Genomic DNA, 11,182 nt, shown 5'->3' on the forward strand with positions numbered 1-11,182 from the left:
GGGGGAAGTTTGATGCGCGCTGAAAGCAACGGCACGATCCGGCATATTCTCTGTGTTTTCCCACGCTACACGTCGTCCTTCGGCACGTTCGAGCATGCCTATCCGCTGACCGACGGCGTCCGCGCCTTCATGCCGCCGCAGGGCCTGTTGCTGCTCGCGGCCTATCTGCCCAAGGAGTGGCAGGTCAAATTCGTCGACGAGAATCTCCGCCCCACCGCGAAGGAAGAGTTCGAATGGGCGGAGGCCGTCTTCGTCAGCGGCATGCACATCCAGCGCCAGCAGATGAACGACATCTGCCGCCGCGCCCATGAGTTCGACCTGCCGGTCGCGCTGGGCGGTCCCTCGGTGAGCGCCTGCCCGGACTACTATCCGTCGTTCGACTATCTCCACGTCGGCGAGCTCGGCGACGCCACCAATCGGTTGATCGAGATCCTGTCGCGCGATACGTCGCGCCCCGAGAGCCAAGTCGTGCTCACGACCAAGGACCGCGTGCCGATGACGGAGTTTCCGATCCCGGCCTACGAGCTTGCTGACGTGAAGCGCTATTTTCTCGGCAGCATCCAGTATTCCAGCGGCTGTCCGTATGAGTGCGAGTTCTGCGACATCCCCGGCCTCTATGGCCGCAACCCGCGAATCAAGACGCCGGAACAGATCATCGCGGAGCTCGATCGGCTGCGGGAATGCGGCATGACCGACACGGTCTACTTCGTCGACGACAATTTCATCGGCAACCGCAAGGCGGCGCTGGATCTCCTGCCGCATCTGATCGAATGGCAGAAGAAGACCGGCTATGTGATGCGGCTTGCCTGCGAGGCGACCCTCAACATCGCCAAACGTCCCGAGATCCTCAAAAAGATGCGTGAGGCCTATTTCATCACCATCTTCTGCGGCATCGAGACGCCCGACCCGGACGCGCTGAAGGCGATGAACAAGGACCACAACATGATGGTCCCGATTCTCGAGGGCGTGCGCACCATCAACTCCTACGGCATGGAGGTGGTCTCGGGCATCATCATGGGGCTCGACACCGACAAGCCGAACACCTCGGAGGCGCTGCTCGCCTTCGTCGAGGAGTCCCGGATTCCGCTGCTCACCATCAACCTGCTCCAGGCACTGCCGAAGACGCCTTTATGGGACCGATTGGAGAAGGAAGGGCGGTTGGTCCATGACGAGGGACGCGATTCCAACGTCGACTTCCTGCTGCCCTATGACGAGGTCGTAGCGTCCTGGAAGCACGCCATGAGCGTCGCCTATGAGCCCGAGAAGGTCTACGCGCGCTTCCAGTATCAGTGCGATGAGGTCTATCCGCATCGCCTGAAGATGCCGGTGCCGGACGAGATGAAGACCTGGGCCAACATCAAGCGCGGCCTTGTCATGCTGCGCAACATCTTCTGGAAGGTCGGCGTGCTCGGCGACTACAGGCGCGTGTTCTGGAAGTTCGCGCTGGGACGGATACGCCGTGGTGACATGGAAGGCCTGATCGGCTGCACCATGATCGCGCATCATCTCATCACCTTTGCCCGCGCGGCCACCAGTGGCAAGCAGAACGCGTCGAACTATTCGATCCGGCTGCGCGAAGCCTCCGTTCCCGCCGAATGAGCGACGAGCCCGTTCCGGCGCGCCCGACCGTCGACCTCAGATCGTTCACGCCCGCGCGTGTCGCACTCGGGAGGAGCGGTGCGAGCCTGCCGACGAGGCCGCTGCTCGACTTCACGCTGGCCCATGCCCGGGCTCGCGACGCCGTGCATGCCGTCTTCGATGCGCCGCATCTGGTTGCCGAGGTGAGGGCGCTCGGGCTTGCCGTCACCGAGGTCAGGAGCCGGGCCTCCGATCGCAGGGATTATCTGCGCCGGCCGGATCTCGGACGGCAGCTCGATGCCGGCTCCGCTGCGGCGCTGGCGGAGCGCGCCACCGCGCCGTGCCAGCTTGCGATCGTCATCGGCGATGGATTGTCGGCCGCCGCCGTCCACGCCCATGCCTTGGCGCTGCTGCAAAGCCTGCTACCTCTGCTGGGCGAGCGCGACGCCGTCGCAGTCGGTCACGTCGTCGTCGCCTCAGGCGTGCGCGTCGCGCTTGGCGACGAGATCGGGGCTATCATCGGCGCCCGCATGGTTTTGATGCTGATCGGCGAGCGGCCGGGGCTATCAGCGCCCGACAGCCTGGGCGCCTATCTAACCTTCGCACCGAAGCCCGGCCTGACCGATGCCGAGCGCAATTGCGTCTCGAACATCCACAAGGCTGGGTTGAGCTATGACGAGGCGGCCCTCAAGATCGACTGGCTGGTCCGCGAGGGGCTGGCGCGACAGGTCACGGGTGTGGCGCTCAAGGACGAGAGCGCCGATCGCGCGCCGCGTCGAATCGGCACGGCTGTGCCAGAATGACGGGCATTCCGGCAAAATCGCCGCATCTTGATCGATTCGGACACCGTTGGTGCGCTTGCGAGAAGGGCCATTGACCTGCTAAACCGCTGCCGGCGATTTTCCGCGCATTTTCAAAGGGCAAGCCTCCCATTGGTATGGCGTTTTCAAGCCGTTCGCGGGGCGCAATAAGCTCACTGACCGAACCGATTTAGGAACTGGACAAGGCATGCTCGAAAAGCACAGCGAGAGTGAGGTTCATGTCGACAAGGTCGAGCAGGGGCCTGCGTCCTCAATTGCGTTCGGGCTGGAGCGTCTCGGACTGATTGCGGTCCGGGCGCCGATCGTCTCCTGCATCGTCCTGATCGCGTTGCTCGTCGGCGCCGTGTTCGGCATCTACAGGATCAAGATCGACGATTCGCTGTCGCAGCTGTTCCGCTCCAACACCGCGGAATTCCGCCAGTATGAAGCGGTGACCAAGAAGTTCCCGGCTGAGGAATTCGACGTCCTCGTCGTCGTCGAGGGCCAGAAACTCCTGGCGCGAAATAACCTCGAGAAGTTGCGCGACTTCATCACCGACCTGCAGCTGGTCGAAGGCACGCGTGGTCTGGTCTCGCTGTTTTCGGCGCGCCAGGCGCCGGCGCCGGGCAAGCTGCCGGCCGCACTATTCCCGGCCGAATTGCCCGAGGGCGCGGCCTATGACCAGTTCATCGAGACGGTCAAGAACAACGAGATCATCCGCGGCAAGCTCTTGTCCGAGGACGGCACGCTCGCGCTGATCGTGCTGTCGCTCGATCCGGAGGTGGTCGCCTCCAACAAGCTCACCAAGACCGTCGGCGACATCCGCGCGCTGATGAAGGAGGATCTCGGCGACACCGGGCTCAGCGTGCAGCTCTCCGGCGTGCCGGTGATGCAGCTCGAGATCCGCAACGCGGTCGAGCGCGACGGCCTCACCTACAACATCCTCGGCATTCTCGCCGGCTGCATCATCGCCATCATCTTCTTCCGCAAGATCTCGTTCATGGTGGTGGCGGCGTTCCCGCCGATGATCGCGATCCTGATCGCGCTCGGCGCGCTCGGCTGGGCCAATTTCAATCTCAACATGTTCCTGAACGTGATGACGCCGCTCATCATGGTGATCTCGTTCTCGGACTCGATGCAGCTCACCTTCGCCGCGCGCGACCGGCTGATCGCGGGCCAGGACAAGTTCACCGCGTTCAAGAACGCGGTGCTGGTGGTGGGCCCGGCCTGCGTGCTGACGCACGGCACCGCCGGAATTTCCTTCATCGCGCTCCAGTTCTCCGACTCCGATTTGATCCGCAAATTCGGTGAGGCGGGCCTCGCTGCGACCATCATTGCGCTCGTCACGGTGCTGTCGCTGGTGCCGGTGTTCGGCGTGCTGTTCGTGCGCAACGAGAAGATCTTTGCGGTCAAGTTCCAGAGCGCGGATGCCGGCGTGCAGGCGCTGCGCAATTTCTGCTACTGGATCGCGGTGCGCATGGTCGGCCGGCCCGGCCTGTTCAGCCTTATCGCGCTGCTGTTCGTCGCCAGCCTTGGCGTTGTCTACGCCAATCTGCAGCCGCGCTACCGGCTCGCCGACCAGGTGCCGGACAAGCGTCAGGCCGTTGCCGCCAGCAACCGGCTCGATGCCAAGCTCACCGGCGCCAATCCGGTCAACGTGCTGATCCAGTTCCCCAAGGGGGAATCGCTCTACTCGCCGGAGACGCTGCAAACCATCGCTGATGTCCACGCGACCGTGGAGAAGGCGGCCGGCGTCGGCAACGTCTGGTCGCTGGAAACGCTGCGCCGCTGGCTCGCCGAAAAGGCCGGCAGCGACGACGTCGCGACTCTGAAGGAATATGTCAACGTCATTCCCGAGCATCTGGTGCGGCGCTTCATCGATGCCGAGCAGGATGCGGTGGTCGTGGCCGGCCGCGTGCCGGACAAGGACTCCAGCCAACTGCTGCCGATCGTCGACAAGCTCGATTCCGAGCTCGACGCCGTCCGCAAGAAGCATCCCGGCTACGAGGTTGCCGTCACCGGTCTTGCCGCCATCGCCGCGCGCAACTCGGCCGGCATGATCGAAAAGCTGAACCGCGGTCTCACCGTCGAATTCGCGCTGGTCGCGATCTTCATCGGTCTTGCGTTCCGTTCCTGGGTGGTGATGTTCGCCTGCATCCTGCCGGGCATCTTCCCGGTGGTGATGTCGGGAACGGTGCTGTGGGCGATGGGCGAAGGGCTGCAGTTCGCCAGCGTCGTCGCGCTCACCGTCTCATTCGGCCTGGGTCTCTCCGCAACGATCCACTTCCTCAATCGCTTGCGATTGGAGAGCAAGCCGGGCGTCGGCTCGGCGCTCGCGGTGGAACGCGCGACCGTGCTGGTCGGCCCGGCGCTGATCCTGACCACGGTGGTGCTGGCCTGCGGCCTCGTCGTCACCGTGTTCTCGGATCTGCCGTCGCTGCGGCTGTTCGGCTGGCTCAGCGCCTTCTCGATGGTCGCGGCGCTGGTCGCCGACCTCTTCATCCTGCGGCCGACGGCGATGTGGCTGATCAATCTGCACGGCAAGTTGCAGGGCCCGGACAAGCCGGCGATCTGAGCGGGGTCATCAGGCGGCCACTGAATCGCAGCACACTGGCTGCGGTTCGGGAGCTTTCATGCGGCACGACAGCTCGATCACGGCATTTCAGCAGAAGCGGGGTGGCGAGGCAGCCGCCTTCTTCGCCCCGTTCCTGGCGCCTGGCATGAGGCTGCTCGACATCGGCTGCGGCCCGGGAACCATCACGGCCGCGCTTGCGGAGATTGTCGGCACCGCCATGGGCGTCGATATCGAGCCGAACGCCATCGCGGCGGCCCGGCAGCTTGCCGCGCAATCGGGGGCGACCAATCTTTCGTTTGTCGAGGCCGACATGACCGCGCTTCCGTTCGAGGACGCTGCGTTCGATGCGGTGTTCTTTCATGCGGTGCTCTATCATCAGGGCCCGGCGGCGCTGACGCGAACGCTTGCCGAAGCGCGACGCGTGCTGAAGCCGGGCGGGATGCTCGGCACGCGTGACGCCGATGTCGGCGGCAACGTTCTTTATCCCGAGCTCGATGGCGTGCGCCTTGCGCTCGAGCTCTGGCAGCGCTGGTATGAGCACGACGATCCGGACGCGCTTCGCTTCGGCCGCCGTCAGAGCGCCATTCTTCGCGCGCACGGCTTCACACCGATCTGGGGCGGCGCGAGCTATGTCAATCACAGCGCCGATAGCGTGAGCCGGGCCGAGGCGGTCTCGGATGCGAGGCGTAGCCTGCTCGGCCTCGGGCCGCAGCTGGTGAGCAAGTCGCTTGCGACCGCCGACGAAATTGAGACCGCGCTTGCCGGCTGGGATGCCTGGGGATGCAATCCCGACGCGGTTTATTTCAGATGCCGCTGCGAATGCGTCGCGCGCAGGCCGTGATCCCTCGCTTTCACGCGTCGATGCGGACGATCCCGTACGGGTTGAACTTGAAATCGTCCTCGGCGTAGTTGGTCTCCCGCGAGAGGCTGAGCTTGCGCTCGCTCAACGTCGCCTCGATCCCGCCTTCGGCCATCGCGTCGGCGATCTCGTCCATGATCGTCACCGCGTCGCGATCGCCAGCGCGCGCGTTTGCGACATAGATCTCCGGCAATCCGACGAGATGGAAGCCGACGCTCTCATGATAGGCGGTGCCGCCGAGCGGGCGCTTGGCGAAGGCGAGGCGACAGGTCCGGCTCATCGCGGCCGACAGGGCGAAACCCTGGTTCGTCTTCGCGGCCGCCTTGCATTGCGATGCCAACTGCATCCATCGCTTCAGGCCGTGGGCAACGCCGGCGCTTTCGCCTTTCACCGCGGTCGCTCCAGCCTCGATCATCGTCTCGACGATGCGCAAGGCTGCGGCCGAATAGGCGACCGCCTTCGGCCGCTCCATCGGCGGGCTCAGCACGTAGAGCACGGATTTGTGGTTCGCGACGGCCGCCTCGTCAGCGGCGGACCAGGCATTGGGAAAGACGCGGTCCCAGCAGACGCCAAACGACTGCTCCATGTGCGGATCGGGTTTCGCTTGCGAATAGGTACGGTCGATCTCGAAACCGAAATCGGCGATCGTCTTTTTCACTCCCGCCGACGGATGCAGCAGGCTCTCGTCCTTGCCGAGAAAACAGAGCACATGGCGTGGCTGCACTGACGACGGCTGCATGTCCGTGCCTTGCTGGATTGGCGGCCGATCATTTGCCCACGCGGGAGCGGCGGCAAACAGTCCGATGGCCCTGAGCAGGTATCTGCGGTTCATCTCGGCAAAAGGCCCCCGGCTCGCGAGAACCGGGGGCCGTATCCTTTCGACCCTGGAAGGGCGATCAGCCCTTCGTCATGGTGATGTTCACGCCGCGGATCTCGCCCTTGGATGAGATCTGCACCGTCTGCTTGGAGCCGTTGGTGCGCAGCGACAGATTGGCGGCAAAGCCGTTGGCCTCGACGAACACGTCGATCTGGCCGCCGCCGGCGGTGCCTTGCAGATTCCCGAAGATGTTGCGGTTGGACTCGCTCCAGTTGCCGGAGATCCGGTCACCCTGACTCGTCACGTCGCTGGTGAGGTCGAACTTGTAGCTGTCGGACGCGCAGTGCAGGGCCTGCTTGAGGTTGAGACCGGTGCCGGCGACCTTGTAGTCCGCCTTGCAGCGGATGCGCTCGGTCGAGCCGTCGGACAGCGACACCGTACCGGTGCCGGTCCACGCGCCGTCGAAGCCGGCGAACGGCCCGGACGACTGAGCGTGGCTCGCCGCGACCGAGAAGAGCAGCGCCGCACCGATGCCCGCCGCCTTGATCGCCAGTTCGGATCGCCCGAAGAATTTCATCATCAATATCCCGTTTTTGAAACGACGCCTGCGCACGGCAGCGCGTCTCGCCACATCGAAGGTTTAGTGTTGCGAGCCTGTGTCAGGTTCAAGAGTTCGTGTCCGGCTCGAAGCCTATCCGCCCGCGATGTCAGGCTCGCGAAGCCGTCTTGTCATGGCCTGGACCCGGATTCTCTCTGTTTCGCTGTGTTTCCAGCCCAAATGGCCGATCGGACAGATGCAACGCTGCAACAGGTATGCAGTAAAGCGCCGCATGCCAGAATTATGACGTAGTATCAACCTCTTACATCTGCCAATGAAGACCCAGGGGAGACCTGATTTGGTCGGTGCGGCAGCAATTTGGCCGCATTTGCCAGCGCTTGTGGCCTTCTCCGGTACCGCTCTCTGTCCCGCGGTTACTTGCCATCAGAACAAACCGTTCCGGTCGTCCGCCCTGTGCTGCCCGGGACTGGTGCGATTCTGCCGTCAGAATGAAGGAATACAATGCGTAAGCTTCTCATCGCTCTCACCGTGGCGTCGGCAACCCTCTCCACGACCGCTTTCGCCCAGCAGGGCGGGCGCGGCACGGATGCCGAGCAGAAGGCCTGCACGCGCGATGTGCAGAAGTTCTGCCGTCCGGTGATCGACCAGGGCGATTTCACCGTGCTGGCCTGCCTCAAGGAGAACCGGGCCAAGATCTCTCAGGCTTGCGACCAGGTCCTGAAGAACCACAACCAGTAACCTCGGCCACTGGCCCACAAAGGCGGCCGCAAGCAAGATCCGGAAAAGTGCGAAGCGGTTTTCCGAAAAGATCATGCGCAAACAACGACCTAAAGCGCCGTCGCGCTTTAGGTCGGCCGCCTTTTCAGGCCGGGCCCAGCGGGGCTGCCATCGCGCGACAGGATTGGTTTTGCGGCCGTATTCCCCTATATGGGGGCCGCGGCCGCGTCGCCGGCACGAGCCCGCGCGACCGAAAAAGCCCTTCCTGTCCAAACGATTGTTGATCAGCCCTCGATGACCTCTGCGAGCGAATTGCGATCCGGCAAGGGTGACCGCGACGAGAATTTTCCCGTCGCGTCCTGGATCATTCATCCGCGTCATCGTGCCCTGATCCTGGCCTATTACAATTTCGTCCGCACCGCCGACGACATCGCCGATCACGCGACCTTGCCGGCGGACGAGAAGCTTCGCTATCTCGACCTGCTCGAGGCGGAACTGCTTGGCAAGGGCGAGACCCAGGCCGAGGCCGTCATCTTGCGCCGTGCGCTCGCCGAACGCGGCATGGCGCCGCGCCATGCGCTCGACGTGCTGATCGCGTTCCGCATGGACGTGACCAAGCTGCGCTATGAGACCTGGGACGAGGTCATCCACTATTGCCGCTATTCGGCAATGCCGGTGGGCCGCTTCATGCTCGACGTCCATGGCGAGAGCACCGCGACCTGGGCCGCGTCGGATGCGCTTTGCGCGGGCCTCCAGATCAACAATCACCTGCAGGATTGCGGCAAGGACTATCGCGAGCTCAACCGCGTCTACCTGCCTCGCGACGCGCTGGCCGCGAGCGGCGCCTCGGTCGAGCAGCTTGGGTTGGCGGAGGCGCCGCCGGCGATGCTGGCCTGCCTTCAGGGGCTTGCGGTGCGCAACGAGGCCCTGCTCAATGAGGGCAGGTCGCTGGCTGCGGAGATCCGGGACGTTCGCCTTGGGCTGGACGTCGCGGTGATCCAGGCCTATGCCGACCGCATCGTGCGTCTCTTGAAGGTGCGCGATCCCTTGCGCGAGCGCGTGCATCTGAACAAGTTCGAACTGCTTGTTTTCAGCCTTGCCGGCATGCTCGGCGAACTCGGCCGCCGTGCGATCGGCCGCAAAGCGATCTCGAACCCGGGGACCGCCCATGACGCTTGAGGCGACCGCGCCCAGCGCCAATTATGGCTCGTCCGCGTCGAACAGCTCGTTTTACGCTGCGATGCGCATCCTGCCGCGCGACCAGCGCGAGGCGATGTTCCAGATCTACAGCTTCTGCCGCCAGGTCGACGACATCGCCGATTCCGATGGCCCGCGTGACGAGCGGCTCGCCGCGCTCCAGGAATGGCGCAACGACATCGATGCGCTCTACCAGGGCCACCCGCCGCCGCGGCTGAAGGACTATGTCGCCTCGGTGAAGACGTTCGGGCTCAGGCGCGAGGATTTCCTTGCCATCGTCGACGGCATGGAGATGGATGTGCCGCAGGACATCCGCGCGCCCGACATGGCGACGCTGGATTTGTATTGTGATCGTGTCGCCAGCGCTGTCGGGCGTTTGTCGGTGCGCGTGTTCGGCCTGCCGGAAGGGGACGGCATCCTGCTCGCCTATCATCTCGGCCGCGCGCTGCAGCTCACCAACATCCTGCGCGACATCGACGAGGACGCAACGCTCGGCCGGCTTTACCTGCCGCGCGAGGCGCTGCTGCATGCCGGCATCACCTCCAACGATCCCAACCGTGTGATCGCCGAGCGCGCGCTGCCGAAAGTCTGCCTGCCGCTGGCACAGCGCGCGAAAACGCATTTCGAGAAGTCGGACGAGATCATGAACCGCAACAGGCGCCGCGCCGTGCGTGCGCCGCGGATCATGTCGAAGTACTACCGTTCCATTCTGAACCTCCTGATCGCGCGCGGCTTCAACGCGCCGCGCTATCAGGTGCGTGTGTCGAAAGTCACACGCATCCTGATCCTGCTCCGCTACGCTTTCATCTGATGCAAAACACAGCTCACATCATCGGCGCTGGAATTTCCGGCCTCTCCGCCGCTGTGCGGCTCGCCAACGCCGGCTACAAGGTCGCCGTGCACGAGGCGACGCACCAGGCCGGCGGCCGCTGCCGCTCCTATTTCGACGGTGCAACCAACCTGACCATCGACAACGGCAATCATCTGCTGCTGTCCGGCAACGGCCACGCGCGCGCCTATGCGCGCTCGATCGGCACCGAGGCCGGCCTGGTCGGCCCTGAGAGCGCGCAGTTTCCCTTCGTCGACATCAAGACCGGGCAGCGCTGGCAGATCGATCTCGGCAACGGCCGGCTGCCGACCTGGGTGTTCGACGAGAGCCGCCGCGTCCCCGATACGGGGCTCACCGATTATCTCAAGCTGGCGCCGCTGATCTGGGCGTCGGAACAGACGCTGGTCGGCAAGTCCATTCCGTGCGAGGGCACGCTCTATCATCGTCTGGTGCAGCCGCTGCTGCTCGCAGCGCTCAACGTCGATCCGCCCGAGGGCTCCGCCGGGCTCGCCGGCGCAATCGTGCGCGAGACGCTGCTGGCGGGCGGGCAGGCCTGTCGTCCGCTGATCGCGCGCGACGGTTTGAGCGCCGTGCTGATCGAGCCCGCCGTGAAATTCCTCACCGAGCGCGGCCACAATGTTCAGCTCGGTCACGAGCTCCGCTCCTTCGTCACCGCTGACGGCAAGGTCAGCGCGCTGAACTTTGGCGGCGAGGATGTCATCCAGCTTGCCGCTGGCGATGTGATCGTGATGGCGGTGCCGCCGCGTGCCGCGACGAGCCTGCTGCCGGGCCTGACCGCGCCGACCGAATTCCGCGCCATCGTGAACGCCCATTTCCGCTTTGAACCGCCGCCCGGTTCAGCGCCGATCCTGGGCGTGATCGGCGGGACGGTCGAATGGCTGTTCGCGTTCCCGAACCGGCTGTCCGTCACCATCAGCAATGGGGATCGCCTCGTCGACCTCCAGCGCGAGGAGCTCGCGCAGGAAATCTGGAACGACGTCTGCAAGGCCGGCGGCGTCTCCGGCGAGCTGCCGCCTTGGCAGATCGTGCGCGAGCGCCGTGCCACATTTGCGGCAACACCGGCCCAGAATGCCCTGCGTCCCGGGCCGGTCACCGCGCTCAAAAACCTGTTCCTTGCCGGCGACTGGACTGCTACGGGATTGCCGGCAACCATCGAGGGGTCGGTCCGGTCAGGTGACCGCGCCGCCGATCTGGTTCTGGCCGCAAAGCGGGCCTGACAGGCAATGTCCC

General features: G+C 64.6%; 10 protein-coding genes. 8 read left to right on the forward strand and 2 right to left on the reverse strand.

Translation table 11 applies throughout. The features are described from left to right. The first annotated feature begins 12 nt into the window (after nucleotides 1-12). From JQ621_RS28690 to JQ621_RS28705, 4 genes are all read left to right on the forward strand, one after another. Nucleotides 13-1,599: a B12-binding domain-containing radical SAM protein gene (locus JQ621_RS28690; RefSeq protein ID WP_212239764.1), complete on the forward strand. Its 1,587-nt coding sequence runs from the start codon at nucleotides 13-15 to the stop codon at nucleotides 1,597-1,599. Continuing rightward, the gene (eutC, locus tag JQ621_RS28695) at nucleotides 1,596-2,381 is read left to right on the forward strand and encodes an ethanolamine ammonia-lyase subunit EutC (protein ID WP_212239766.1); all 786 of its coding nucleotides are present in this window, start codon (nucleotides 1,596-1,598) and stop codon (nucleotides 2,379-2,381) included. The genes JQ621_RS28690 and eutC overlap by 4 nt, the downstream gene beginning before the upstream one ends. A 205-nt stretch (nucleotides 2,382-2,586) precedes the next feature. Beyond that, the gene (locus JQ621_RS28700; protein WP_212239769.1) at nucleotides 2,587-4,953 is read left to right on the forward strand and encodes an efflux RND transporter permease subunit; all 2,367 of its coding nucleotides are present in this window, start codon (nucleotides 2,587-2,589) and stop codon (nucleotides 4,951-4,953) included. A 58-nt stretch (nucleotides 4,954-5,011) separates the two neighbouring features. Continuing rightward, nucleotides 5,012-5,794, forward strand: a complete 783-nt coding sequence (locus JQ621_RS28705) for a class I SAM-dependent methyltransferase (RefSeq protein ID WP_212239773.1) — start codon at nucleotides 5,012-5,014, stop codon at nucleotides 5,792-5,794. Between the two features lie 10 nt (nucleotides 5,795-5,804). Here JQ621_RS28705 and JQ621_RS28710 read toward each other — a convergent pair whose 3' ends face one another. Further along, nucleotides 5,805-6,551, reverse strand: coding sequence for a hypothetical protein (locus JQ621_RS28710; RefSeq protein ID WP_249125639.1), 747 nt, complete (start codon nucleotides 6,549-6,551; stop codon nucleotides 5,805-5,807). A gap of 157 nt (nucleotides 6,552-6,708) precedes the next feature. Then, a complete protein-coding gene (locus tag JQ621_RS28715) occupies nucleotides 6,709-7,206 on the reverse strand; it encodes a hypothetical protein (protein WP_212239878.1) in 498 nt (165 codons plus the stop codon). Nucleotides 7,207-7,689: 483 nt separating this feature from the next. On the opposite strand from JQ621_RS28715, the gene JQ621_RS28720 reads away from it, so the two are divergent. From JQ621_RS28720 to hpnE, 4 genes are all read left to right on the forward strand, one after another. Further along, nucleotides 7,690-7,926 (forward strand): cysteine rich repeat-containing protein, encoded by a 237-nt coding sequence (locus tag JQ621_RS28720; RefSeq protein WP_212239778.1) that lies wholly within the window; start codon nucleotides 7,690-7,692, stop codon nucleotides 7,924-7,926. A gap of 273 nt (nucleotides 7,927-8,199) precedes the next feature. Continuing rightward, a complete protein-coding gene (gene hpnC, locus JQ621_RS28725; protein ID WP_212239785.1) occupies nucleotides 8,200-9,084 on the forward strand; it encodes a squalene synthase HpnC in 885 nt (294 codons plus the stop codon). Beyond that, a complete protein-coding gene (gene hpnD, locus JQ621_RS28730) occupies nucleotides 9,074-9,913 on the forward strand; it encodes a presqualene diphosphate synthase HpnD (protein ID WP_212239796.1) in 840 nt (279 codons plus the stop codon). Before hpnC ends, hpnD begins: the two co-directional genes overlap by 11 nt. Next, a complete protein-coding gene (gene hpnE / locus JQ621_RS28735) occupies nucleotides 9,913-11,169 on the forward strand; it encodes a hydroxysqualene dehydroxylase HpnE (protein ID WP_212239802.1) in 1,257 nt (418 codons plus the stop codon). Before hpnD ends, hpnE begins: the two co-directional genes overlap by 1 nt. The last annotated feature ends 13 nt before the right edge of the window (nucleotides 11,170-11,182 follow it).

Origin of the sequence: Bradyrhizobium manausense, assembly GCF_018129685.1 — a bacterium.
In the GTDB taxonomy this organism is placed as follows: Bacteria; Pseudomonadota; Alphaproteobacteria; order Rhizobiales; family Xanthobacteraceae; genus Bradyrhizobium; species Bradyrhizobium manausense_D.

Excerpts from the sequence above, each read along its gene's own strand:
- JQ621_RS28690 (WP_212239764.1), top strand. The coding sequence starts at position 13 with ATGCGCGCTGAAAGCAACGGCACGATCCGGCATATTCTCTGTGTTTTC.
- eutC (WP_212239766.1), top strand. The coding sequence starts at position 1,596 with ATGAGCGACGAGCCCGTTCCGGCGCGCCCGACCGTCGACCTCAGATCG.
- JQ621_RS28700 (WP_212239769.1), top strand. The coding sequence starts at position 2,587 with ATGCTCGAAAAGCACAGCGAGAGTGAGGTTCATGTCGACAAGGTCGAG.
- JQ621_RS28705 (WP_212239773.1), top strand. The coding sequence starts at position 5,012 with ATGCGGCACGACAGCTCGATCACGGCATTTCAGCAGAAGCGGGGTGGC.
- JQ621_RS28710 (WP_249125639.1), bottom strand. The coding sequence starts at position 6,551 with ATGCAGCCGTCGTCAGTGCAGCCACGCCATGTGCTCTGTTTTCTCGGC.
- JQ621_RS28715 (WP_212239878.1), bottom strand. The coding sequence starts at position 7,206 with ATGAAATTCTTCGGGCGATCCGAACTGGCGATCAAGGCGGCGGGCATC.
- JQ621_RS28720 (WP_212239778.1), top strand. The coding sequence starts at position 7,690 with ATGCGTAAGCTTCTCATCGCTCTCACCGTGGCGTCGGCAACCCTCTCC.
- hpnC (WP_212239785.1), top strand. The coding sequence starts at position 8,200 with ATGACCTCTGCGAGCGAATTGCGATCCGGCAAGGGTGACCGCGACGAG.
- hpnD (WP_212239796.1), top strand. The coding sequence starts at position 9,074 with ATGACGCTTGAGGCGACCGCGCCCAGCGCCAATTATGGCTCGTCCGCG.
- hpnE (WP_212239802.1), top strand. The coding sequence starts at position 9,913 with ATGCAAAACACAGCTCACATCATCGGCGCTGGAATTTCCGGCCTCTCC.